The sequence below is a fragment of the Halococcus dombrowskii genome, from assembly GCF_022870485.1.
Classification (GTDB): Archaea; Halobacteriota; Halobacteria; order Halobacteriales; family Halococcaceae; genus Halococcus; species Halococcus morrhuae.
The window spans coordinates 933,102-955,631 of record NZ_CP095005.1 but is presented as its reverse complement, the minus strand read 5'-3'; the positions used below and the strand labels follow the sequence as shown (position 1 = coordinate 955,631).

General features: G+C 66.8%; 23 protein-coding genes. 13 read left to right on the top strand and 10 right to left on the bottom strand.

What is annotated here, in order from left to right; genetic code table 11:
• Positions 1–31: 31 nt before the first annotated feature.
• The 7 genes from mfnA to MUK72_RS05115 all read left to right on the top strand — a co-directional run bounded on the left by mfnA (position 32) and on the right by MUK72_RS05115 (position 6,615).
• Positions 32–1,087: a tyrosine decarboxylase MfnA gene (gene mfnA, locus MUK72_RS05145; protein WP_244704525.1), complete on the top strand. Its 1,056-nt coding sequence runs from the start codon at positions 32–34 to the stop codon at positions 1,085–1,087.
• A 36-nt stretch (positions 1,088–1,123) separates the two neighbouring features.
• On the top strand, positions 1,124–1,705 hold the full coding sequence (locus MUK72_RS05140; protein WP_425311079.1) for a YqaA family protein: 582 nt from the start codon (positions 1,124–1,126) through the stop codon (positions 1,703–1,705).
• A gap of 63 nt (positions 1,706–1,768) precedes the next feature.
• Positions 1,769–3,829, top strand: a complete 2,061-nt coding sequence (metG, locus tag MUK72_RS05135; protein ID WP_244704523.1) for a methionine--tRNA ligase — start codon at positions 1,769–1,771, stop codon at positions 3,827–3,829.
• 41 nt (positions 3,830–3,870) lie between these two features.
• Positions 3,871–4,065, top strand: coding sequence for a DUF7312 domain-containing protein (locus MUK72_RS05130; RefSeq protein ID WP_244704521.1), 195 nt, complete (start codon positions 3,871–3,873; stop codon positions 4,063–4,065).
• Between the two features lie 41 nt (positions 4,066–4,106).
• Entirely contained in the window at positions 4,107–4,709 is a 603-nt protein-coding gene (locus MUK72_RS05125) for an NfeD family protein (protein ID WP_244704519.1), read from the top strand.
• Between the two features lie 52 nt (positions 4,710–4,761).
• Positions 4,762–5,946, top strand: coding sequence for an SPFH domain-containing protein (locus MUK72_RS05120; RefSeq protein ID WP_244704517.1), 1,185 nt, complete (start codon positions 4,762–4,764; stop codon positions 5,944–5,946).
• Positions 5,947–6,021: 75 nt separating this feature from the next.
• Entirely contained in the window at positions 6,022–6,615 is a 594-nt protein-coding gene (locus MUK72_RS05115) for a winged helix-turn-helix transcriptional regulator (RefSeq protein WP_244704515.1), read from the top strand.
• Here MUK72_RS05115 and MUK72_RS05110 read toward each other — a convergent pair whose 3' ends face one another.
• Positions 6,616–6,855 (bottom strand): DUF7123 family protein, encoded by a 240-nt coding sequence (locus MUK72_RS05110; RefSeq protein ID WP_049915992.1) that lies wholly within the window; start codon positions 6,853–6,855, stop codon positions 6,616–6,618.
• A 215-nt stretch (positions 6,856–7,070) separates the two neighbouring features.
• On the opposite strand from MUK72_RS05110, the gene MUK72_RS05105 reads away from it, so the two are divergent.
• Positions 7,071–7,469, top strand: coding sequence for a TRAM domain-containing protein (locus tag MUK72_RS05105; protein ID WP_004051076.1), 399 nt, complete (start codon positions 7,071–7,073; stop codon positions 7,467–7,469).
• A gap of 593 nt (positions 7,470–8,062) precedes the next feature.
• Here the strand turns inward: MUK72_RS05105 and MUK72_RS05100 are convergent.
• Genes MUK72_RS05100 through MUK72_RS05090 form a run of 3 tightly spaced genes read right to left on the bottom strand, consistent with a single transcriptional unit; the run spans position 8,063 to position 9,833 of the window.
• The gene (locus MUK72_RS05100) at positions 8,063–8,728 is read right to left on the bottom strand and encodes a YkgJ family cysteine cluster protein (protein ID WP_244704513.1); all 666 of its coding nucleotides are present in this window, start codon (positions 8,726–8,728) and stop codon (positions 8,063–8,065) included.
• Between the two features lie 36 nt (positions 8,729–8,764).
• Complete coding sequence (locus tag MUK72_RS05095; protein WP_244704511.1) at positions 8,765–9,526, bottom strand: MBL fold metallo-hydrolase; 762 nt, start codon at positions 9,524–9,526, stop codon at positions 8,765–8,767.
• 34 nt (positions 9,527–9,560) lie between these two features.
• Positions 9,561–9,833 carry a MarR family transcriptional regulator gene (locus MUK72_RS05090; protein ID WP_004051079.1) on the bottom strand — a complete coding sequence of 91 codons (273 nt, stop codon included), beginning with the start codon at positions 9,831–9,833 and terminating at the stop codon, positions 9,561–9,563.
• Between the two features lie 240 nt (positions 9,834–10,073).
• On the opposite strand from MUK72_RS05090, the gene MUK72_RS05085 reads away from it, so the two are divergent.
• From MUK72_RS05085 to thsA, 3 genes are all read left to right on the top strand, one after another.
• On the top strand, positions 10,074–10,787 hold the full coding sequence (locus MUK72_RS05085; RefSeq protein WP_244704509.1) for a class I SAM-dependent methyltransferase: 714 nt from the start codon (positions 10,074–10,076) through the stop codon (positions 10,785–10,787).
• A gap of 165 nt (positions 10,788–10,952) precedes the next feature.
• Positions 10,953–11,939, top strand: a complete 987-nt coding sequence (locus MUK72_RS05080) for a glycosyltransferase family 2 protein (RefSeq protein ID WP_004051081.1) — start codon at positions 10,953–10,955, stop codon at positions 11,937–11,939.
• Positions 11,940–12,087: 148 nt separating this feature from the next.
• Complete coding sequence (gene thsA / locus MUK72_RS05075) at positions 12,088–13,647, top strand: thermosome subunit alpha (RefSeq protein ID WP_193363100.1); 1,560 nt, start codon at positions 12,088–12,090, stop codon at positions 13,645–13,647.
• Between the two features lie 66 nt (positions 13,648–13,713).
• On the opposite strand, the gene MUK72_RS05070 is transcribed toward thsA, so the two are convergent.
• From MUK72_RS05070 to MUK72_RS05060, 3 genes are read right to left on the bottom strand one after another with little or no spacing between them, the layout of a single operon-like run.
• Positions 13,714–14,322: a trimeric intracellular cation channel family protein gene (locus MUK72_RS05070; RefSeq protein WP_244704507.1), complete on the bottom strand. Its 609-nt coding sequence runs from the start codon at positions 14,320–14,322 to the stop codon at positions 13,714–13,716.
• Positions 14,322–15,086, bottom strand: coding sequence for an SAM hydrolase/SAM-dependent halogenase family protein (locus tag MUK72_RS05065; protein ID WP_244705274.1), 765 nt, complete (start codon positions 15,084–15,086; stop codon positions 14,322–14,324). Before MUK72_RS05065 ends, MUK72_RS05070 begins: the two co-directional genes overlap by 1 nt.
• Before the next feature lies 1 nt (position 15,087).
• Positions 15,088–15,642: a nicotinamide-nucleotide adenylyltransferase gene (locus tag MUK72_RS05060; RefSeq protein WP_244704504.1), complete on the bottom strand. Its 555-nt coding sequence runs from the start codon at positions 15,640–15,642 to the stop codon at positions 15,088–15,090.
• Positions 15,643–15,810: 168 nt separating this feature from the next.
• On the opposite strand from MUK72_RS05060, the gene lonB reads away from it, so the two are divergent.
• Both lonB and MUK72_RS05050 read left to right on the top strand, forming a co-directional pair.
• The gene (gene lonB / locus MUK72_RS05055; protein ID WP_004051089.1) at positions 15,811–17,850 is read left to right on the top strand and encodes an ATP-dependent protease LonB; all 2,040 of its coding nucleotides are present in this window, start codon (positions 15,811–15,813) and stop codon (positions 17,848–17,850) included.
• A gap of 1 nt (position 17,851) precedes the next feature.
• Positions 17,852–18,682: a CPBP family intramembrane glutamic endopeptidase gene (locus MUK72_RS05050; protein WP_244704502.1), complete on the top strand. Its 831-nt coding sequence runs from the start codon at positions 17,852–17,854 to the stop codon at positions 18,680–18,682.
• Here MUK72_RS05050 and MUK72_RS05045 read toward each other — a convergent pair whose 3' ends face one another.
• The 3 genes from MUK72_RS05045 to MUK72_RS05035 are packed head-to-tail and all read right to left on the bottom strand — an operon-like array spanning position 18,683 to position 22,500.
• Positions 18,683–19,924: a CaiB/BaiF CoA transferase family protein gene (locus tag MUK72_RS05045; RefSeq protein WP_244704500.1), complete on the bottom strand. Its 1,242-nt coding sequence runs from the start codon at positions 19,922–19,924 to the stop codon at positions 18,683–18,685.
• The gene (locus MUK72_RS05040; protein WP_244704498.1) at positions 19,921–21,558 is read right to left on the bottom strand and encodes a thiamine pyrophosphate-binding protein; all 1,638 of its coding nucleotides are present in this window, start codon (positions 21,556–21,558) and stop codon (positions 19,921–19,923) included. Before MUK72_RS05040 ends, MUK72_RS05045 begins: the two co-directional genes overlap by 4 nt.
• Before the next feature lie 48 nt (positions 21,559–21,606).
• On the bottom strand, positions 21,607–22,500 hold the full coding sequence (locus MUK72_RS05035; RefSeq protein ID WP_425311078.1) for an ABC transporter ATP-binding protein: 894 nt from the start codon (positions 22,498–22,500) through the stop codon (positions 21,607–21,609).
• Positions 22,501–22,530 lie beyond the last annotated feature (30 nt).

Here is a 22,530-nt window from a genome sequence, read left to right as displayed (position 1 = left end):
CGGCTAACAGCGTGAGTGCTCAGTTCTGATCATGCAGCGGGCCACGCCACAGGAGTTCTCCCGCGTTCTCTCCTCGATGTGTACGGAGCCACATCCCGACGCACGTGCGGCCGCCGAGCGCTTTCTCGCGACCAACCCCGGCGATCCAGGGACGTACGAGACGATCGCCGACATCGAGCACGAGGTCGTCGCACAACTGGGAGAGATGGTCTCGCTGCCGGAACCGGCGGGCTACGTCACCAGCGGCGGCAGCGAGGCGAACATCCAGGCGCTGCGCATCGCGCGCAACCGCGCCGACACGGACGAGCCGAACGTGGTCGCGCCCGCGAGCGCCCACTTCAGTTTCCACAAGGCCGCCGGCATGCTCGGGCTCGAACTCCGTACCGCACCGCTCGACGACGAATATCAGGCGAACACGACGGCGATGGTCGAACTGGCCGACGAGGACACCGTCGCGGTCGTCGGCGTCGCCGGCACCACCGAACACGGGCGCGTCGATCCGATCCCCGAGATCGCCGCCATCGCCGACGAGGTGAGCGCACTCTGCCACGTCGACGCCGCGTGGGGCGGCTTCCATCTGCCGTTCACCGATCACGAGTGGGATTTCGCCGACGCGCCGATCGACACGATGACGATCGACCCGCACAAGCTCGGGCGGGCAGTCGTGCCCGCCGGCGGGCTGCTCGCCCGTTCGGACGAACTGCTCGACGCGCTCGCGGTCGAGACGCCGTATCTCGAATCACGCTCGCAGGCGACGCTGACGGGCACGCGAAGCGGGGCGGGCGTGGCGAGCGCCCGCGCCGCGCTCGATGCGCTGTGGCCCGACGGCTATCGCGACCAGGCCGAGCGCGGCCAGGCGAACGCCGACTGGCTCGCCGCCGCGCTCGAAGACCGGGGCTATTCGGTCGTCGAACCCGAACTCCCGCTCGTCGCCGCCGAGGTCCCCGAGAAGACGTTCGAGGCACTGAGGGGGATGGACTGGCGGATCTCTCGAACGGGAAACGGTGCGCTCCGCGTCGTCTGTATGCCACACGTCACCCGCGAGACGCTTCAGGCGTTCGTCGACGATCTCGACCGACTGGAATAGACAACACTTAGGCGTGCGACGCAGCGATTTCCGGCAGTGACGCCGCTTCTGTCGGCCCTCGTCGCGGGGACGGTCGGAACCGTGTCTGCGCCGCTGCAGCTCGACACGCTCGAAAGTCTCGTCGAGACGGCGACCGGGCCGCTCGGGCTGCTCATCATCGCGGGCTACTCGTTTCTCATCGCGATCGCGCTGCCGCTGCCGAGCGAGATCGTCCTCGTCGCGCCGCTGGATCTCGGAATCTCCGAGACGGGTGATTTCGTCCTGATCACGCTCGTCAGCGGCATCGGAAAGGCCGCCGGTAGCGTCGTCGCCTTCCGCCTCGGTCACGAGGCCAGACACCGGTCCGGGCGACTCGTCGAATGGCTGCGCGACTCGCAGTTCGACATCGTCGAATGGTCCGAACGGCGGACGATACAGCTCGCGCGCCGATACGGCTACATCGGGCTGGCGATCGCACTCTCGGTGCCGTTCTTCCCGGACACGCTGTCGATCTACGCCTTCACCATTCTGGAGGAGGACTACCTGAAGTTCGCCGCGGCGACGTTCGTCGGCAGCGCCGGGCGGCTGCTGGTCGTCGCTGGCGTCTTCGCGCCGGTCACCTCGCTGTTCGGGCTCTGACGGGACGGCTACCCGCGAGCGGAAAGCGGCGGGCTTTAGGCTCCCATCCCGGTAGCGATGGCCATGAGCCACGAGGAGTTCCCCACGGAGAACCCGGCGGTCGTCACCTGCGGGCTGCCGTACGCCAACGGCGACCTGCACGTGGGCCATCTCCGGACCTACGTCGGCGGCGACGCGTTCACGCGTGCGCTCCGCAAGCTCGGCCAGGAGACGGCGTTCGTCTCGGGGTCGGACATGCACGGCACGCCCGTCGCGGTCAACGCCTGGGAAGAGGGCGTCACACCCGAGGAGTTCGCGCTGCGCCACCACGAGAAGTATGAAGAAACGTTCCCGACGTTCGATATCGAGTTCGACAACTACGGCCACACGGCCGAAGAGCAGAACGTCGAACTCACCCAGCAGTTCGTCCGCGAACTCGACGAGAAGGGGTACGTCTACGAGCAGGAGATCGAGGTCGCATGGGACCCCGAGGAGGGACAGGCCCTGCCCGACAGATACGTCGAGGGGACCTGTCCGTACTGCGGCGAGCACGCCCGCGGCGACGAGTGCGACGAGGGCTGTGGCCGCCACCTCGAACCGGGCGAGATCGAGGAACCCACGAGCGTGATCACGGGCAACCCCGCCGAGTACCGCACCCGGGAGCACGAGTTCCTGCATCTCTCGGAGTTCCAGGACTACCTCGGTGAGTTCATCGATCGGATGGATGGGACGGCGAACGCGCGCAACCAGCCCCGTGAATGGATCGAAGGCGAGCTTCAGGACTGGTGCATTACGCGAGATTTGGACTGGGGGATCGAGTATCCCGGCGACGAGGAGCTCGTGCTCTACGTCTGGGTCGACGCGCCGATCGAGTACGTTTCGAGCACGAAGCAGTACAGCGAGCGCGTCGGACAGGACGGATTCGACTGGGAGCAGGCGTGGCAGGAGTCGGGCGAGCTCGTCCACGTCATCGGGCGGGACATCATCCAGCATCACACCGTGTTCTGGCCCGCGATGCTCCACGGGGTGGACTATCAGGAGCCGCGGGCGGTGCTCGCGAGCGGGTTCGTCAACCTCGACGGCAAGGGCTTTTCGACCAGCCGCGATCGCGCGGTGTGGGTCGACGACTATCTCGACGAGGGGTTCGATCCGGATCTCTATCGCTACTACATCACGACGGGTACCGGTTTCCAGCAGGACATCGACTTCTCATGGGAACGGTTCGCCAAGCGCGTCAACGGCGAACTCGTCGGCACGGTAGGGAACTTCCTCTACCGATCGCTGCTGTTCGCCCACCGCAACTACGGGGGAACGCCCGACGGCGAGGTCTCTCAGGAGGTCCGCGAGCGCATCGAGCAAGCGATCGACGAGTTCCAGGACGGCGTCAACGACTACTCCGTGCGGGCGGTCGGGGAGTCGGCCGTCGAACTCGCCCAGTTCGGCAACGAGTACATCCAGCGCCACGAGCCGTGGAACGCCGAGGACCCCAAGCGGGCAGCGGTCATCCGCGACTGCGTGCAGCTCTCGAAGGCGGTCACGGTGCTCGCCGAGCCCATCATGCCCGGCATGGCCGAACGGCTCTGGAGCCAGCTCGACGAAACGGGTTCGGTCCACGAGGTTCTCCTGAACGCGGCACTCGACGCACCGTCCGCCGAGTTCGACGCGCCCGACGAACCGTTCGAGGGCATCGAGGACGAGCGCGTCGCCGAGCTGAACGAGAAACTGGAGGCGCAGATCGCCGCCGCGAGCGAGGGCGGTGAGAGCAGCGCGGCCACGGAGGATGACGCTGCCGAGGCCGTGGAGGCCGACCTCGAAGCGCTCGCCGACGACCGTATCGGCTTCGAGGGGTTCCAGGAGCTCGACGTACGAGTTGGCGAGGTACTCGCCGCCGAGGGGATCGACGGGGCCGACGATCTGGCTCGTCTGGAGGTCGATCTCGGCGTCGAGACGCGCCAGATCGTCGCCGGGATCAAACAGCTCCACGATCTCGACGAGCTCCCGGGCGAGCGGGTGGTCGTGTTGGCGAACATCGAGAAGACGGAGCTGTTCGGCGTCGAGAGCAACGGGATGGTGCTCGCGGCCGGCGAGGAGGCCGATCTGCTGACCACCCACGGCGACAGCCCGCCGGGAACGAGGGTGCGCTGACCGAGCGGCAGCCATTTCTGGCTGGACGCCCACGATGGGGTATGGCGGACGACTGGAAATACGCCGTCGAGGATCTCGAAGACGACGGCGACGAGAGTGCGGACGGCGCACGCGCGACCGACGTCTTCGGGGAGGACGAGCCGGGAGACCTCGAACCGGGATCGCCGTCGTTCGAGAACGTCGTCTTCGTTCTGCTCGGCGTCGCCATCGCGCTGGTGGTCGTCCTCGGGATCTAGCAGACCCAACAGTTAATCCCGCTGCGGGCTAACATACGACCATGACGCTGGCACTCGGTGGCGCGCCGATTGCGGCCGCGCTCCCGGCCCTCCAGATGAGCGATCTCCTGCTGGAGCAGCTCCCGCTGGTGCTCGTGGTCGCCGGGCTCGGACTGATGGGTGCCGAGGCGCTCGCGCCCGGCGCGCACTTCATCGTTCTGGGGGTCGCGCTGCTGTTCGCCGGGCTGGTCGGTTTGTTGATCGGGAGTTTTCTCGGCCCGATCGTGCTCGCCGTCGTTCTCTCGGTGCTCGTGCTCGCCAGCGGTGCGGGAACGCTCTACGCCTACCGACAGTTCGATTTCTACGGCGGGAAGGGAGCCGGCAGGACGAGCGACTCGGCCTCGCTCAAGGGGACGACTGGACGCGTCACCGAGCGCGTGACGCCGACGAACGGGAAGGTGAAACTCGACGGTGGCGGCTTCAACCCCAACTACAGCGCCCGCACGCTCGACGGCGAGATCCCCGAAGAGGAGCCGATAGTGGTGACCGACCCCGGCGGCGGCAACGTCCTCACCGTCGAGGCGCTCTCGGCCGTGGAGGACGACATCGACCGCGCGCTCGCCCGCGGGCGCGACACCGACGATCGCGAGCGCGAAACCGCGTGACGGAACCCACTCGACCGAAGCCTTATGTTCCCAACATCCGAACTCTCGATAGATGACACTCGTTCCGCTCCAGGCGCTCACGCTCGCGCCGGCCATCGTCGTGCTGTTGGTGCTGGCCGTCGCGATCATCACCGTCTATAGCGCCATCGAAATCGTCAACGCGTACGAGAAGCGTGCGCTCACCGTCTTCGGCGACTACCGCAAACTGCTCGAACCGGGCATCAACTTCGTCCCGCCGTTCGTCAACAAGACCTATCCGTTCGACATGCGGACCCAGACGCTCGATGTCGCGCGCCAGGAAGCCATCACGCGGGACAACTCGCCCGTGACGGCGGATGCGGTGGTCTACATCAAAGTGATGGACGCCAAAAAGGCATTTCTGGAGGTCGACGACTACAAGCGCGCGGTCTCGAACCTCGCACAGACCACGCTCCGTGCCGTGCTCGGCGACATGGATCTCGACGACACGCTGAGCAAACGCCAGGAGATAAACGAGCGCATCCGCAAGGAGCTCGACGAGCCGACCGACGAGTGGGGGATCCGCGTCGAGTCCGTTGAGGTCCGCGAGGTCAACCCCTCGCCCGACGTCCAGCAGGCGATGGAGCAGCAGACCTCCGCCGAGCGCAAACGCCGCGCGATGATCCTCGAAGCGCAGGGTGAACGGCGGAGCGCGGTCGAGGCAGCGGAGGGTGAGAAACGGTCGAACATCATCCGCGCACAGGGTGAAAAGCAGAGTCAGATCCTCGAATCGCAGGGTGACGCCGTTTCGACGGTGCTGCGAGCGAAATCCGCCGAATCGATGGGCGAGCGCGCGGTCATCGAGCGCGGGATGGACACGCTCGAATCCATCGGTCAGGGCGAGTCGACGACGTTCGTCCTCCCCCAGGAGCTGTCGTCGATGCTCGGCCGGTACGGCAAGCACCTCACGGGCAGCGACATCAAGGAGGACGGCCACGACCTGGAGAGTCTCGATTTCGACGAGGAGACGCGCGAGCTCATCGGGCTCGACAACATCGACGAGATCCTCGGCAACATCGACGAGGAGGCCGAGATCGACGTCGAGGAGATGGAACAGGAGGCCGAAGCCATCAAGACCGGCGAGGCGACGACCGACATTCAGGATCCCGACGAGGTCATCACCGAGATGGATGCCGACGAAACCATCGACGGAAGCACGTCGACGACGGAAACGTCGGCCACCGACGGAGAGGACGAACTCGAACCGGAGACGAACTGAACGAGCGACGGCCCGAACGAGCGACGAGCTGACCGGGCCGAAGGGGTTTTACCTGCGTTTGCCCCAGAGGGAGCAATGGGCGACGGGGTCGACGAGGGACGACGGGCGACGCTCCGGCGAGTCGCCGCGCTGGGTGCCGTCGGACCGTTCGCCGGCCTCGCAGAGGACGATAGCGGGATCCGCGAGACGATCGCTGGCTATCTCGCGACGACGCCGGGCGCACACTTCTCGAAGATCCGTGACGATCTCGATCTGGCCACCGGCGAGACACAGCATCACCTCAAACGACTCGAACGGGACGGCACGGTCGAGAGCCACCGCGACGGCGACTACCGACGCTACTTCCCCGCCCGCGAGTTCGACGCGTTCGAGCGCACGGCGCTCGGCTTCCTTCGCCGCGAGACACCGCGCGGGATGGTTATCGCGCTGTTGCGCGACGGCGACGCGACCGCGAGCGATCTCGCAGCGGACGTGGGCGTGTCACGGCCGACGATAAGCAATCACGCCGCCGATCTCGACGCGGCGGGCCTGCTCTCGCGTGAGGACGGCTACTCGCTCGTCCGCCCGGAACGACTGCTGACGCTGCTGGTGAGCTACGCCGACTCCTTCGACGCCGCGACGGTCCGGTTCGCCCGCGAGGCCGACCAGTTCATCAGCGTCGACGCCTGATTACTGAGTGACTTTCCAGGTCGTGCTCGAAGAGTAGCCCCACTTCTCGACCGAGAGCACGCCATCGGTCTTGCGGATGGCGTTCATGTTCGTGCCGACCTCCTTCGGCGACAGTCCGAGTGCGTCGCCGATGAGGCGGGATTTGAAGTAGGTCTTGCTGTCGGCGTGCTCGCGGAGATACGAGAGGATGCGGCGCTGTTTCTCACTGAGTGTCTGCATCGGTGCGCTGCGTGCGGCCATACACGATCCGAACGGCGCGTCACACATAGCGGGTTTGGTGCGATGGGCTAATCCGGGCGCTATCGGGCGATTTCGGTCGTATTCACCATGTCGATCGGGCCCATCGTGGCTCGTCGACGCCCGTTCGAGTCGGGGGTGGTACGGACGGGTACGGCGCGAGCGGGCGGTAGTTCTTTATTTCTCGGCCACGGTAGCGGCGGATGGAGGACTACGCGATGGAAATATCTGATAAACTCCTGTGTCTGTTCAACGCCGACGTCACCGAATCCGAAGACAGCTACACCGTCGAGATACCGCGCCGCGAGGTCGAGAACGGGTCGATCGAGCCCGGCGATACCTATCGTGTGGCACTCGTCTCGCGCGAACCGACCGAGGAATCATCGAGCAGTTCGCGCTCGCGGTCGAGCACACCCTCCTCGGAACCACAGCCGCCCGTCGACGTCGGCGAGATGCGCTACGTCGAGGTCGAGGACATCGGCAAGCAGGGCGACGGCATCGCCCGCGTCGAACGTGGCTACGTTATCATCGTCCCCGGTGCCGAGATCGGCGAACGCGTCAAAGTCGAGATCACCGAGGTGAAATCGAACTTCGCCGTCGGCGAAATCATCGATTAGTACCTTTTTACTTCGTCGGGTGGCCTCCCTGCGGTCGGCCACCTCTCTCTGCTCACGGGCGGCGAAGCCGCCCGTTCGCACGGCCAGCGGGACCTTCGGTCCCGCTCGGCTCGCAAAAAGCTACGCTAAAAACTCCCGCTCGCAAACCGCGCGAGCGGTGTTCTCGTGAACGACCGCAGGGAGTGAACGAGAGCCAGAGAGACGCTTCGCGTCTCTCGTGAACCGCGCTCGTTTCACTCGCGCGGACTCTCTACACCACCCTCCAACTGCACAGCACGGCAGAAGCCCTCGCTCCCTCCGGTCGTCTGCTCGCGGGCCGGAGGCCCGCTCGCACGGTACGAGGGACCTCCGGTCCCTCGCTACTCGCCCTTCATCCACCAGGAGAGCATAGTCGTTCAAGAGAGCGAAGCTCTCTCGTGATGTCGTCAGAACGTGATACGTTCTGACTGCAAGTCGAGCTTTGCTCGACAATGACGAAAGACGCTTCGCGTCTTTCGAACCACTCTCCTGAGCCTCGGCTCGCTTGACTCGCCGAGACACCAGGACCGCAAACCGTCGCCGCACCGCAACCGCACCGCCGGCAGGGCCGGCGACTACCCGTCTATCGGGGTTCCGTCCGGCCGTTTCGCACCCTCGGAGTCGTGAACGACGACTTCGCCGGAATCGGGATTTGCCGATTCGTAGCGTTCGCTGACGGCGATGGCCTCTTCGAGTTCGCGGATCGCGCGTTCTTTGAGCGCACCGGCCAGTTCTTCGGCGTGCTCGCGGTCGATGTCGCGCCCGAGCCCCTCGCACTCGTGGGCGCGCACGTCGCCGACCTGGTCGACGGCCGCGCCCATCGGCTGGCTCGACCCGTCGAGAGCGACACTGAACGGATAGGTGCGACAGATGAGTGGCCGATCCTCGTGGACGGTACACGCCCCGACACCGTCCTCCTCAGCGTAGAAAGTACAGTCGCCACAGTCGGTCGTTTCGAGCGCCCACTCGAAGGTCTCGCCCTCCAATCCGTCCTCTCCCTCGCTGAGTCCGTAGGGCATCGGCCGGGCGACGTCCCGGTGATCGTACTCGGTGGAGTCCTGCAGCTCGCGTATCTCGTCGGGGAATATCGTCGCGGTGTGCTCCTCGCGCCCGTCCGGACCCGTCGCCGCCTTGCAGCAGGCCCCACAGCGCGTACACTCGAAGCCGATTTCCTCGATGGCGTCGGCCAGCACCTCGACATCGAGATCGCGCGCACGGACGAGTTCGTCCTCGAAACTCACACGCCCCCTTCCCGCCGCCGCGCAAAAAGACCGTCGTCAGGAACGGACCCGTTCGCCGTCCCACTCGACGTGTCCCTCGACGGCGAGTTTGTCGAGATGGGCCGCCACCGTGCGCTCGGCCAGCCCTCGCACTCCCGCAAGCTCCTTCTCGTAGGCCGCGTCGGTCACCGCGGCGACCGTCCGCGCGCCATCGCGCACCGCCCGCAGAACCGCTCGCTCGCGGCGCAGTCGATGGGAAATGAGTCGTTCGATCACCGCCCGTGGCTCCTCGACGACCGGTCCGTGACCCGGATACAGCCGTGCCGGGTTCCGAGCGTGGAGCCGCCGAAGCGCGGTGAGATAGCCACGCATGTCGCCGTCTTCGTTGCCCACGACGACGCTGCCGCTCGCGACGGCGAGATCGCCGACCAGCAGCTCGTCGTCGATGGCGAGCGCGACGTGGTCGGGGGCGTGTCCCGGCGTCGCGAGCAGCTCGACGGTCCCCGCGTCGGTGTCGATGCGCGTTCCCGGGCCGAACACGCGATCGGGCGTGATGCCGGTCGCGCGCTCGAATCGGTCCGCGTAGCCGGCGCGCGCCCAGACGGTCGTCCGATCGGCATACGCTTCGACGCCGCCCACGTGATCGGGGTGGGTGTGGGTCACGAGCAGGTTTGCGACGCCGTCGATCACGTCGTCGAGGCGGGGCGTCGCGGCTGCCGGATCGACGAGCAACGCCCGCTCGCTCCCGACGAGATAGGCGTTCGTCTTGCCGCCGGGTGCGGCCGTCTCGACAGGAATCGGAACACGGGTCGGACTCACGACGAGTGGTGACGCTCGCGGCCCAAAAGGCCAGTTATTGGTTCAGGAAGTAGACCTGCTTTCTGGCGTCGCGAAAGCTGTAGCGCGAGCCGACGAGATCGTCGTCTTCGAGGCGGTTCAGCGCGTAGCGGACGGTACGATCGGGCAGCAGCGATTCGTCGGCGAGCTGGCCCTGCGAGAGCGGCGTCTCCGATTCGAGCACTTTGGCGACGAGCTTCGCGCTCGGGGGGAGCTCGCGCAGGCGATCGCGGAACTCGGTCTCGGTCAACGGGTCGTCGGGCTGTGTGCGGTCCGTGGTGGCGCTCATGCCCACCACTCTTCGACGGGCTATGGTAAAACTTGCCCATATATGGGAATGTATACTACTACCGCATGAATGAATACCCTTGTCCTTATATTTCGTGGTGTGGCGCGCACCGCATGGCCGGGCCACGGATGGCGGTGAGCAGTTGGATCGTGCCACGGTCGGTGCGCTCGACGGTCGCCACTGACGGGCAGCGCGCCATATCCGTACGGTTTTATTCCTCGACCGAAAACCACGGGTAGCGTGAAGGGACAGGAGTGGTACCAGACCGCCGAGGTCGCCGAGGAGTACGACACCAAGCGGTTCTCCGACGGCGGCCGGCTCATCGACGAGCGGGAGAAGGAGGCCGTGCTCTCGGCAGTCGGCCCCGTCGACGACAAACGCGTCCTGGAGATCGCCTGCGGAACGGGGCGATTCACGACGATGCTCGCCCAGCGTGGCGCTGATATCGTCGGCCTCGATATCTCGCCCGCGATGCTCCAAGAGGGTCGCAAAAAGGCGCGCGCAGCGGGCGTCGACGACCATCTGGAGTTCATGCGCGGCGACGCCGCCCGCCTGCCCTTCCCCGACGACCACTTCGAGACCGTCATCGCGATGCGGTTTTTCCATCTCGCAGATACGCCCGCCTCGTTTCTCGCCGAGCTACGCCGCGTCGCCCGCAAGCAGGTCGTTTTCGACACCTTCCGTCGGTTCAGCACCCGCAGCATCTACAACTGGCTGCTGCCGATGGGCTCGCGGCTGTACGCCCGCGCTGAGATCGAGGAGCTGCTCGACGGAGCCGGACTGCAGCTGGTCGGCGAGGAACACGACTTCTTCTTCCCGTACGGCCTCTATCGCCAGCTCCCCGACGCGATGGCCACCCGCGTGCGCGAACTCGACGACGTGATCATGGACTCGCCGATCGGCGAGTACGTGGCGTCGGTGTCGTACTGGGACGCACGGTTGCAAGAGGAGTGAGAACCGGTCGCCGTGCTGTCGCCCGCTGGGGCGAGCTTTCGTTGGTAATGAACTGACTGGCGCACGATCGTCCGCGAGCGACCGTTTCGTCGGTCGTCGGGAGGATCGGCAGCGGCTCGGCGATAAAGCGGTTGTTTTTATGTCGAGCGGCGCTATTCGGTCGGTATGCAGCTCTCGGTGGTCGTGCCGACCCTCAACGGCCGAACCCAACTCGTGGCGTGTCTCGACGCGCTCGCGGCGGTGGCCCCCGAGAGTGAGGTGGTCGTCGTCAACGGCCCCTCCGCGGACGGTACCACCGGCATGGTCAGCGAACGCGACGACGTCGACGTGCTCGTCGAGGTCGCCGACCGCAACCTGAACGTCGCGCGCAACGCCGGGATCGAACACACGACCGGCGAGCACGTCGCGTTCGTCGGCTACGATCGAACCGTGGAGCCGGGCTGGGAGGACGCGCTCGCGGCGGGCTTCGACACCGACAGCCACGGCGACGGGCGTGCGCACGCCATCGCCGAAGGATATCCACCGCGGATGCGCCGAGATGTGGGGGTCGTCACCGGCCCGGCACGATCGACCGACGGGCCGACGACACCCGAATCGCGAACCATCACCGGCCGCGAGGTGACGTATTTCGACGGCTCGAACGTCGCGTTCACCCGCGCGGCGCTCGAAGACGCGGACGGGTTCGACGAATATCTCCAGACGGGCGGCGCGCGCGATCTCGCTCACCGGCTCGCGGCCGCGGAGTACGACGTCCGCTGGGCGGCGGGGATGGCCGTCGGCGATGCGCTCGGCACCGAGACGGCCCCGTCGGCACCGCGGGCGATCTCCGACGGCGGCCGGACCGAGCGCGACTGGTACTGGAAGTATCGCGCGCTCGCCTACCGCCTCGTCAAGAACTACGGGCTGCGGCCGACGACCGCCCGACGACTGCTCTCGCATGCGGGGCGGGACGCCCTCACCGGACTCGAAAGCGTCGTGCGCGGCGAAGCGAGCCCGACGAACTGGGTCGGAAACGGTCGGGACGTTCTCACTGGGAGTCTGCGCGGCAACGGCTCGGGACTGGCCGCGCGCTGGCGCTCACGAGACCGCCGCAATCCGAACGGGCTCTCCGCGCGGTCCGAGCGGGCGGTCGCGGTCCACGACTGGCGCTGACGGCGATTGATAAGCGTTCGTTCCGGTGTTCGTATGCCAGAGCCTGCCGTTCGCGTCCGGCGTTTCCGCGATCCCGAGTAGCAATTTTTATATAGAACCGCAAACGACCCATTGATGAGGATTTCAAATCATGGCACAGCAACAGCGCATGGGTGGACAGCCGATGTTCATCCTCAGTGACGACAGCGAGCGAACGCGCGGCGAGGACGCACAGAGTTCGAACATCGAGGGCGGCAAGGCCGTCTCGGAATCCGTCCGGACGACGCTCGGTCCGAAGGGGATGGACAAGATGCTCGTCTCGGATTCGGGCGACGTCGTCATCACCAACGACGGCGCGACGATCCTCGGCGAGATGGATATCGAGCATCCCGCCGCACAGATGATCGTCGAGGTTGCCGAGACACAGGAGGACGAAGTCGGCGACGGGACGACCACGGCGGCCGTCCTCACCGGCCAGCTGCTCGCCAAGGCCGAGAGCCTCCTCGACGACGACGTCCATCCGACGACGATCGTCGAGGGCTATCACGAGGCTGCGGAGCTGGCCCACGAGGCCGTCGACGAGCTCGTCGTCGACGAGACGGTCGACGACGACGTCCTCCGTGGCGTCGCCGAGACCTCGATGACGGGCAAGGGCACCGGCGACGTCGGTGCCGAAGCGCTCGCGGAGACGGTCGTCGAGGGGATCCGACAGGTCGAGAACGATGGCGTCGCACGCGAGGACATCACCGTCCGCACCCAGACGGGTGCGAGTTCGAGCGCGACGGAGCTCGTCGAGGGCGTCATCAGCGAGGAGGAGCCGGTCCGCGAGGACATGCCTTCGACCGTCGAGGACGCCTCGATCGCCGTCCTCGACGTCGAGTTCGACATCCGCGAGTCGAACGTCGACGCCGAGTACGATGTCGGGAGCGTCGATGAACTCAACGCCGCCATCGACGCCGAGGAGAGCCAGTTCGAGCAGTACGCCGACGCGCTCGCCGATCTCGACGTCGACGTGGCGTTCGTCACCGAGAGCGTCGACGACCGCGCGGCCGCCCACCTCGCCGACGAGGGGGTTCTGGCCTTCGAGAGCGTCGACGACGACGAGGCGAAGGCGATCACACAGGCGACCGGCGCGAGCCGCGTCGGTGCCATCGACGACCTCGAAGCGGACGATCTGGGCAACGCCGAGCGCGTCAGCGTCGAGTCGTTCGCCGACGACGATCTCGTCTTCGTCGAGGGCGGCGCGGCCGCCGAATCCGTGACGGTGTTCGCCCGTGGCGGCACCGAGCACGTCACCGACGAGCTCGAACGCGCGCTCCACGACGGGCTCGACGTCGTGACCGCCGCGCTCGATGCGGGTGGCGTGGTGCCCGGTGGCGGCGCGAGCGAGGTCGCCATCGCCGCGTACATCCGCGACCACGCAGCGAGTATCGAGGGTCGTCGCCAGCTCGCCGTCGAGGCGTTCGCCGACGCGACCGACGTGCTCCCGCGCACGCTCGCCGAGAACACCGGCATGGACCCGATCGACGCGCTCGTCGAGCTGCGCAGTCGCCACGACAGCGAGGGCCGGGCCGGCATCATCAGCGAAAGTCAGACCGGCACCGTCACCGATCCCGTCGAGGCCGGCGTCTTCGATCCCGTCGCCGTCAAACACGAGGCCATCGAGAGCGCGACCGAGGCCGCGACGATGATCGCCCGCATCGACGACGTCATCTCCGCGGACGGCTGATCCAAGCCGAACCCACCGTTTTTTGTTCCAACGGCGACCAGCGCCTCGCACGTCCGTCGGCAATCTTCAGACCGTCGGGAGCCGCCAGTCGTATCGCAGCGCCAGCAGGCGAAGCCCGAGCACGACGATCGCACAGCCGAGCGCCGCCCGACCGGACGCGACGCCCGCCCGCACGGCGAGCCAGAACGCAGCCCCGCCGAGCACCGCCGGCGTCGCGTAGAAGTCCTCGTGGAGTACGCTCGGCACCCGACCGAGCAGTAGATCGGCGATGCTGCCGCCGCCGACGCCGGTGAGCGTCGCGAGAACGACGACGCCGAACGGCGAGAGCGTCGCTTGAACACCGACGAGCGCGCCGGTGGCCGCGAACGCCGCGAGACCGACGGCATCGGGGAGCTGGATCGCCGCGTGATTCCGGAGACGGCTACCGAGCAGCCGTGCGAGCACGAGCGCGAGTGCGACGCCGGCGAGGGCGATGGCGACGTCGCCGGTCGTCCGGAGCGCGACCGGGACGCGACCGACGAGTGTGTCGCGGAGAATACCGCCACCAAGTGCCGTGAGCATGCCGAGAACCGCGATACCGAACAGGTCGAGATCGGCGTCGGCACCCTTGAGCGAGCCGGCGAGCGCGAACGCCACGAGGCCGATCGCGTTCATCGCGCCGAAGGCGTCGATCATCAGACGTCCGTCAGCACGACCGGATCGCCCACCCCGACGTCGAACGCCCGCTCGCCACGGCCGCGGTTGACCGCGAGCTCGACGTTCTCGTGGCTGCCGACGGTGACGAGGCGCTCGCCCGACTCGACGTGGGCGTACGAGCGTTCGACCGGTGCCTGCTCGTCGTTGACGGTGATACTGTCACCGAAGGAGTCGTCGAGCACCTCTCCAGGGACGTTCGTGATGGCGTTGCCGAACCCGTCGACAACGAGCACCTCGCCCGCGATCGCGTCGTCGCGGTGCGTCGGTTCTGGGAAAGAGAACTCCTCGATCCCGTCCGCTGGCGTGCAGCGATCGAGATCCTCGATACTGTCGATACCAGCCTCGTGGACGGCGGCAGCCGCCGGCGCGAACACGTCCCGTCCGTGGAACGTCGAGCTGTCGGCCTCGTCGTCGGCGATCACGAACGCCTCGATATCGTCATCTTCGGCGAGTCGGCGAGCGACAGGGCGGAGGACGCCGTTGTCCGGCCCCACGAGGGCGTGGTCGCCCGCGCGCACGACGAGCGCCGCGCGGTCGGTGCCGACGCCCGGATCGACCACGACGAGATGGACGGCGGGCGGGAAATAGGGGAGCACCTCTCGCAGCCAGAACGCCGCCGTACGGACGTCCTGTCTGGGAAATTCGTGGCTAACGTCGACCAGCCGGGCGTCGGTGTTCGAGAGGAGCACGCCCTTCATCGCCGCCGGGTAGGGCGTACCGAAGTCGGAGCTCAGCGTGAGCATGCTATTCGGGATCAGCGGTGTTCGAGCGGTGCGGACGATCATCGGCCGCGCCGTCGGTGTCGCTCACCCGCTGGAGGCGCTCGATGCCGTTTATCTCGTCGACGATGTCGACGACGGCGCTCGGGACGAGCTCCTCCCAGCCCTCGTCGTCGATCATGCGCTCGCGGATCTCGGTGCCCTCCAACTTCTCGCGTTCGAACATCGGCGACTGGTGGATCTCGACGCCAGCCTCGGAGAACAGCTGGACGACGAGCGGGTTGTTCGAGTAGGCGACGTCGAACGCCGGTGACATGCTCCGGACGTGGGAGACCCAGACCGCGTTGCGATCGAGATCCTCGATCGGCACCGGGTAGATGACGAGATCGGCGTCTTCGAGCGCCTTGGTGATCATCATGATGCGCTCGCCGGCGGTGAACGGGTTGTGGCGCGTGTGTGAGTCGTCGGCGCTGCCGATGCCGAGCACGAGCTCGTCGACCTCGCCGGCGATGCGCTCGACCATGTGGTGGTGGCCGTCGTGGTAGGGCTGGAACCGACCGATGTAGAACCCCCGCGTCATATCCACACTCCCGCCCCACACGTATATAAAACCGGCCGGTCGTACGTGAACGACGAATCGTGGCAGAAACGCACTCACAGGGTCGGTTTCGGCAGCGTGTGCGGGACGTTCGAGGGGAGAAAGTATATCAGTAAACGTGCCCTCGTTTCTACTGTTAGAGACAGTCATATGAGCAACGACACCGACACCGACGACGCGTTCCCGACCGAGTCTGAGATCGACTCGGGCTCGGAGTCGGGAGCCGAGACGACCGTGCCGTCAGGGGAGGAACTCGGCAGCGACGTCGACGACGAGGCCATCATCGAGGGGCAAGAGGACGGTCTGCTCGGGGGGCTCGACATCGAATCGACCGCCGATATCGAGATCCCCGACCGACTCGTCGATCAGGTCATCGGGCAGGATCACGCCCGTGACGTCGTGATGAAGGCGGCCAAGCAGCGCCGTCACGTCATGATGATCGGGACGCCCGGGACGGGCAAGTCGATGCTGGCCAAAGCGATGAGCCAGCTCCTGCCCAAGGAGGACCTCCAGGACGTTCTGGTCTATCACAACCCCGACGATGGCAACGCGCCAAAGGTCCGAACCGTGCCGGGCGGGAAGGGCAAACAGATCATCGAGGCGCACAAGGAGGAGGCCCAGAAGCGCAATCAGATGCGCCAGTTCCTGATGTGGATCATCATCGCCATCGTGCTGGGCTACTCGCTGCTGATCGCCGGGCAGGTGCTGCTCGGCATTCTCGCCGCCGGCGTCATCTACATCGCCTTCAAGTACAGCTCGCGCAGTACGGACGCGATGATCCCGAACCTCCTCATCGACTCCTCGGACACCCAGACCGCCCCGTTCAAGGACGCGACGGGTGCCCACGCCGGCGCACTGCTCGGCGACGTCCGCCACGACCCGTTCCAGTCGGGTGGGATGGAGACGCCGAGCCACGACCGCGTCGAGTCAGGGGCGATCCACGAGGCCAACAAGGGCGTGCTGTTCCTCGACGAGATCAACACGCTCGACGTGCGCTCCCAGCAGAAGCTGATGACGGCGATCCAGGAGGGCGAGTTCAGTATTACTGGCCAGTCCGAGCGCTCCTCGGGCGCGATGGTCCAGACCGAGCCCGTTCCGACGGACTTCGTCATGGTCGCCGCCGGGAACCTCGACGCGATGGAGAACATGCATCCGGCGCTGCGCTCGCGGATCAAGGGCTACGGCTACGAGGTGTACATGGACGACACCATCGAGGACGAGCCGGAGATGCGCCGCAAGTACGCCCGGTTCGTCGCCCAGGAGGTCGACAAGGACGGGCGGCTCCCGCACTTCACGCGCGATGCCATCGAGGAGATGATCCTCGAAGCCCAGCGCCGTGCGGGCCGGAAGGGACACCTCTCGCTCAAGATGCGCGATCTCGGTGGGCTCGTCCGCGTGGCGGGCGACATCGCTCGGGCGGAGGAAGCCGAGTTCACCACCCGCGAGCACGTTCTCCAGGCGAAGAACCGCTCGCGCTCGATCGAACAGCAGCTCGCGGACACGTTCATCGAGCGCCGCAAAGACTACGAGATGACCGTCGCACAGGGCGACGTCGTCGGCCGCATCAACGGGCTCGCCGTGATGGGCGAGGACTCGGGGATCGTCCTCCCCGTGATGGCCGAGGTCACGCCCTCGCAGGGCCCCGGTGGCGTGATCGCCACCGGCCAGCTCAAGGAGATGGCCGAGGAGGCCGTCCAGAACGTGTCGGCGATCATCAAGAAGTTCTCCGACGAGAACATCTCGGAGAAGGACATCCACATCCAGTTCGTGCAAACTGGGCAGCAGGGCGTCGACGGCGACTCGGCCTCGATCACCGTGGCCGCCGCCGTCATCAGCGCACTGGAGGACGTGCCCGTGGACCAGAACCTCGCGATGACCGGCTCGCTGTCCGTCCGGGGCGACGTGCTCCCGGTCGGCGGCGTGACCCACAAGATCGAGGCGGCCGCGAAGGCCGGTCTCGAACGGGTCATCATCCCGGCAGCGAACGAACAGGACGTGATGATCGAGGACGAGTACAAGGACCAGATCGAGGTCGTCCCCGTCTCGCACATCAGCGAGGTGCTCGAAGTCGCCCTCGCCGGCGAGGGTGAGAAGGACGGACTGGTCGACCGCCTGAAGTCGATCACCGGTCAGGCGCTCGACCGGCAGCAGGTCAGCCAGCAGGGCACCGGCAGCCCCAGCCCGCAGTAACGTGGCCCGTTGGGCGGTCTTCGCGGGGCTGACCGCCCTCGTTCTCGTTTTGTTGCTCGCGCTCGCGCGCGTTTCCCAGGTGGCGAGCCACGAGGCCACCCCGACGAACGAAGCGCCGACGGGTGATCCCGAACACGCTGAACCAGAATATCATCCGGAAGCAGCGCCCCATCACGAAGCGGACCCCGATCCGAATGCCGAACAGCGTCTGGAAGCGGAGCACTCGCAACGCGAACCACAGGAGCCCACATCACTGTCGACGGGTCTGTTACTCGCCAATGTCGCGCTCTCACAGGGACTGTTCCTCGTCATTCTGATCGGCAGCGCGTGGTACGCGCGGATCCCGCTCGGGGCGCTCGGCGCGGCACCGGCGACCAATGGTCTCCGGGAACTCGCCGTCGGCGTGGCGCTCGGTGTCGGATTATATCTCGCCAACGAGGGTGGGTCGCGCGCGGCGAAGGCCGTCGGCATCGAGGTGCCCGAGCAGCTGCGCGGGTCGCTCGCGCCCGATTCGACGAGCGGCTGGATCGTGCTGCTCGGCGTCGTCCTGCCGACGATCGCCATCTTCGAGGAGTTCCTCTTCCGGGCGGCGCTCGTCGGTGCGTTCTCAACGGGGTTTTCGCTCTCGCCGTGGCTGCTGGCGCTGCTCTCGTCGCTCGCGTTCGCGCTCGGTCACGGCGCGCAGGGCGCGCTCGGCATGGTCGTCACGGGAAGCCTCGGATTCGTGCTCGCGGGCGCGTTCGTCGTGACCGGGAGCCTGCTCGTCGTGGTGGTCGCCCACTATCTCATCAACGCGCTGGAGTTCGCCGTCAACGAAAGTTCGCTCGGCTGATCAGTTCTCGAAAGGAGCGACGGCATCGGCATCGATCAATTCCTGGATTTCCGACGTGTCGTAGCCCGCCTCGTGGAGAAGGTCGCGGGTGTGTTCGCCGAGTCGTGGGGGATACTGGCGGATCGTCGTCGGTGTGTGCGAAAAGTGCATCGGGCTGCCGGGCATCTCGACGGTGCCGGCGGTCGGGTGCTCGATCTCACGATGCATCCCGCGCGCCGCGACCTGCTCGTCGGTGAAGACGTCGGCCATGTCGTGGACGTCGCTCGCGGGCACGTCGTGCTCGTCGAACAGGGTGAGCAGCTCGTCGGTGTCGTACTCCGCAAGCTCCTCGGCGAGCAGCGCGTCAAGTGCCTCGCGGTTGGCCACCCGATCCTCGTTCGTGGCGAACCGCTCGTCGTCGGTGAGATCCTCGCGATCGAGCGCCGTACAGAAGTTCGGCCAGAGGTTCTCGGAGGCGACCGCGACCACGACGTAGCCATCGTTCGTTGCGAACGCCTGATACGGCGCGATCGTCGGGTGTTTGCTGCCCATTCTGGTGGGCGGGTCGCCGGTCGCGAAGTAGTTCGACGCCATGTACGTCATCCACGCCACCTGTCCGTCGAACAGGCTGATATCGAGTTTCTGCCCTCCTGATCCACCCAGTTCGCGTTCGAGCAGCGCCGCCAGGATCCCCTGCGTGGCGTACATCCCCGCACCGATGTCGGCGATGGCGACACCGACGCGAACGGGAGTCCGCCCCTCCTCGCCGGTGATGCTCATCAGCCCACCTTCGGCCTGCATGATGATGTCGTAGGCCGGGCGGTGACTGTCGGGCCCCCACTCGCCGTAGCCCGTGATCGAACAGTAGACCAGCTCCGGGTTCGCCTCGCAGAGGTCCTCGTAACCGAGCCCCCACTCCTCCATCTTCCCCACCCGGAAATTCTCGACGAGTACGTCAGCCTCGCGCGCGAGTTCGCGGAACACCTCGCGGCCCTCTTTCGAGGCGAGGTTCAGCGCGATCGAGCGCTTGTTCCGGTTGATGCTCATATAGTAAGCGCTCTCCTCCGAAGCGCCGTAGGAGGGTGGCTGCCAGCCGCGGGTCTGATCGCCGGAATCGGGGCGCTCGACCTTGATCACCTCCGCGCCGAGGTCGCCCAACTGCATCGTACAGAACGGGCCGGCGAGAACGCGCGAGGCGTCGAGTACGGTCAGCCCGTCGAGCGGCCCGCGATCGCCATCGGCTGTGCGCGCTTCGCCGGTCATGCTCCCTCCATGAACGCGCTCGCCTGTGGCTCGTCGGGATCCGTGCGGACCTCGACCAGCACGGGTTCGTCGCGCGCGACGGCCTCGGCCACGCGCTCTTCGAGCTCCGCGACGCCCTCCGCGCGGAACGCGGTCATGCCCATCCCCTCGGCGATCGTCGGGAAGTCGAGCGCGGCCGACGGCCAGCCGTAGGCCCCCGATTCGAGCCCATAGCTGCGCTCGGCCTCCTCACTGATGATCGCGTAGTCGTCGTTGTTGAACACGACCGTCGTGATCGGAAGGTCCTCGGCGACGGCGGTGTGGAGTTCGTGGATCGCCATCATCAGTCCGCCGTCGCCACAGAGCGCCAGCACGGGTTTCTCGGGATTCGCCAGCTGCGCGCCGATGGCGGCGGGCAATCCGGTGCCCATCGTCGCCCACGAACCGGGATTCACGTACCGGCGCGGGCCGGCAGCGTCGAAGACGTTGAGCGCCCACACCCGGAACCCGCCCGCGTCGGCGCTGACGACCGTCTCGTCAGGGATCGCGCGACGGACTGCTCGAAGGCAGGCCACGGATGTCGGCGGCTCGCGGTCGGCATCGAGCAGGCCGGCGATGCGCTCGTCGTAGGCATCTCTGACCGCCGCGACCTCTTCGGCACCGTTCCATCCCGATGAACCCTCGTCGAGACGAGCCGACAGTTCGTCGAGCGTCGCGCGCGCGTCGGCGACGATACCAATGGTGGGACTGTAGCCGGTGCCGATGTCGTTCGCGTCGAGGGTGACGTGGACGAGCTCGTCGGGCAGCGGTGCCGACCAGTTGCTCGTGGCGACCGCGTCGAGATCCGAGCCGACGGCGAGCGCGGCGTCCGCGGCGGCCAGCGTCTCGTCGAGCTCCGGGCTGGCGCTACCGGAGAGCGTTCCGAGCCAAAGCGGGTGTTCACCGCTGACGACGCCCTTTCCCTTGTAGGTCGTCACGATCGGCGCACGCAGGCTCTCGGCGACCGTGCTCAGTTCGGCGGCGGCTCCCGCAGTCCTGACGCCGCCACCGGCGACGACGATCGGTTTGGTCGCCTCGTCGAGCAGTTCGGCCGCGGCGGTGACGTCGTCGGGTGTAGCGGGAGCCGACGGCTCGTGTTCGGCCGGCGATGCGACTGCTACGTCCTGCTTCAGGAAGTTCTTCGGAATGCCGATCCTGACGGGACCTTTCGGCGGTGTCTGCGCGATCGCTATCGCACGGTCGACCTCGGCGGCGGTCGCCTCCGGGGTCTCGACGAGGAGGTTCTCCTTGACGATCTCGTCGTAGATGTCGGGCGGGGTCTCGTGGATGGCGTCGCCGCCGCGGAGTTCGGGCTCGGTCTCGATGGCGACATGGAGAAGGGGCGTACAGTCGTTTTTCGCGTTCTTCAGCCCGTTCATCGCGTTCATGTCGCCCGGGCCGGGCACGACGATCGTCGCCGCCGGCCGGCCACTGGTCTCGGCGTAGCCCCACGCCTCCTGACTGACGGCGGTCTCGTGGCGCGCGACGACGTAGCGGATGTCGTCCGCACGGTCGATGCCGTCGTTCAGCGGGAGCGACTGCTTGCCAGGGATGCCGAAGACGGTATCGATACCGTTCGCACGGAGTCGCCCGACGACGGCGGTGCTGACGTGCATGATAAATCCACCACGTCCGGGGGTAAAAAGCGTCCCGTAGCGACCCGGTCAGTCCTCGTGCACCGCATGGTGGGGCGTAATGTGCGGGCCGCGCTCGCCCTGCTCGACGGTCGCCGAAACGCCGAAGACGTCACGGAGAAGCCCCTCGGAGACGACCTCCGACGGCGGTCCGTGGGCGTAGATCTCACCGTCGGCGAGCGCGAGCATGTGTTCGGCGTGGCGGGCCGCCTGATCGAGATCGTGGAGGACGAGCACGACCGTGACGTCGCTCTCGGCTCGCAGCGTCTCGACGATCCCCATCACCTCCAGCTGGTGGTGGAGATCGAGGAAGGTGGTCGGTTCGTCGAGTAGCAGCACCTCGGTGTCCTGGGCGAGCGCCATCGCGATCCACGCGAGCTGTTTCTGGCCACCGCTGAGGCTGCCGAGGGTCCGCTCGCGGAGGTGTTCGACGCCAGCCAGCGAGAGTGCGCGCTCGACGGCCGCCTCGTCGTCCTCGGTCGGCGAGTCGAACGCGCCGCGATGCGGGTAGCGCCCGTGCATGGCGAGGCTCTCGACGGTGAGACTCGCCGGCAGACTGCTCTCCTGGGAGAGCAAGCCGAGCTTGCGGGCGAGCTCCTTCGTTCCGAGCGACTGTATCTCCCGGCCGTCGAGCGTGACGACACCCGAATCGGGATCGAGCTGGTTGGCGAGGCCCTGAAGGAGCGTGCTCTTTCCCGAGCCGTTCGGCCCGACGAGCGCCGTCACGCGGTTTTCGGGGATCGACACCGATTCGCCGTCGATGACCGGTTGATCACCGGTCGGATAGCCGAGCACCAACTCCTCGCCGACGAGGGCGCTGTCCGGATCGTTCCGGACATCGTCGGCCGTCGTCATCCCCTCCATCGACGATCCGCCGGCGACGAGCGTGCCGCCGTCCGGTGCGACGTCGGTAGAGTCGTCCATCAGTCGTCGCCACCCGCCAGTAGCCCGTTC

What these genes read in the sequence shown, in the direction of transcription:
- MUK72_RS05105 (WP_004051076.1), top strand. Translation starts at nt 7,071, where the DNA reads ATGGAAATATCTGATAAACTCCTGTGTCTGTTCAACGCCGACGTCACC.
- MUK72_RS05130 (WP_244704521.1), top strand. Translation starts at nt 3,871, where the DNA reads ATGGCGGACGACTGGAAATACGCCGTCGAGGATCTCGAAGACGACGGC.
- MUK72_RS05035 (WP_425311078.1), bottom strand. Translation starts at nt 22,500, where the DNA reads ATGGACGACTCTACCGACGTCGCACCGGACGGCGGCACGCTCGTCGCC.
- MUK72_RS05115 (WP_244704515.1), top strand. Translation starts at nt 6,022, where the DNA reads ATGGGCGACGGGGTCGACGAGGGACGACGGGCGACGCTCCGGCGAGTC.
- metG (WP_244704523.1), top strand. Translation starts at nt 1,769, where the DNA reads ATGAGCCACGAGGAGTTCCCCACGGAGAACCCGGCGGTCGTCACCTGC.
- MUK72_RS05065 (WP_244705274.1), bottom strand. Translation starts at nt 15,086, where the DNA reads ATGCTCACGCTGAGCTCCGACTTCGGTACGCCCTACCCGGCGGCGATG.
- mfnA (WP_244704525.1), top strand. Translation starts at nt 32, where the DNA reads ATGCAGCGGGCCACGCCACAGGAGTTCTCCCGCGTTCTCTCCTCGATG.
- MUK72_RS05060 (WP_244704504.1), bottom strand. Translation starts at nt 15,642, where the DNA reads ATGACGCGGGGGTTCTACATCGGTCGGTTCCAGCCCTACCACGACGGC.
- MUK72_RS05045 (WP_244704500.1), bottom strand. Translation starts at nt 19,924, where the DNA reads ATGACCGGCGAAGCGCGCACAGCCGATGGCGATCGCGGGCCGCTCGAC.
- MUK72_RS05070 (WP_244704507.1), bottom strand. Translation starts at nt 14,322, where the DNA reads ATGATCGACGCCTTCGGCGCGATGAACGCGATCGGCCTCGTGGCGTTC.
- lonB (WP_004051089.1), top strand. Translation starts at nt 15,811, where the DNA reads ATGAGCAACGACACCGACACCGACGACGCGTTCCCGACCGAGTCTGAG.
- MUK72_RS05090 (WP_004051079.1), bottom strand. Translation starts at nt 9,833, where the DNA reads ATGAGCGCCACCACGGACCGCACACAGCCCGACGACCCGTTGACCGAG.
- thsA (WP_193363100.1), top strand. Translation starts at nt 12,088, where the DNA reads ATGGGTGGACAGCCGATGTTCATCCTCAGTGACGACAGCGAGCGAACG.
- MUK72_RS05110 (WP_049915992.1), bottom strand. Translation starts at nt 6,855, where the DNA reads ATGGCCGCACGCAGCGCACCGATGCAGACACTCAGTGAGAAACAGCGC.
- MUK72_RS05125 (WP_244704519.1), top strand. Translation starts at nt 4,107, where the DNA reads ATGACGCTGGCACTCGGTGGCGCGCCGATTGCGGCCGCGCTCCCGGCC.
- MUK72_RS05120 (WP_244704517.1), top strand. Translation starts at nt 4,762, where the DNA reads ATGACACTCGTTCCGCTCCAGGCGCTCACGCTCGCGCCGGCCATCGTC.
- MUK72_RS05040 (WP_244704498.1), bottom strand. Translation starts at nt 21,558, where the DNA reads ATGCACGTCAGCACCGCCGTCGTCGGGCGACTCCGTGCGAACGGTATC.
- MUK72_RS05080 (WP_004051081.1), top strand. Translation starts at nt 10,953, where the DNA reads ATGCAGCTCTCGGTGGTCGTGCCGACCCTCAACGGCCGAACCCAACTC.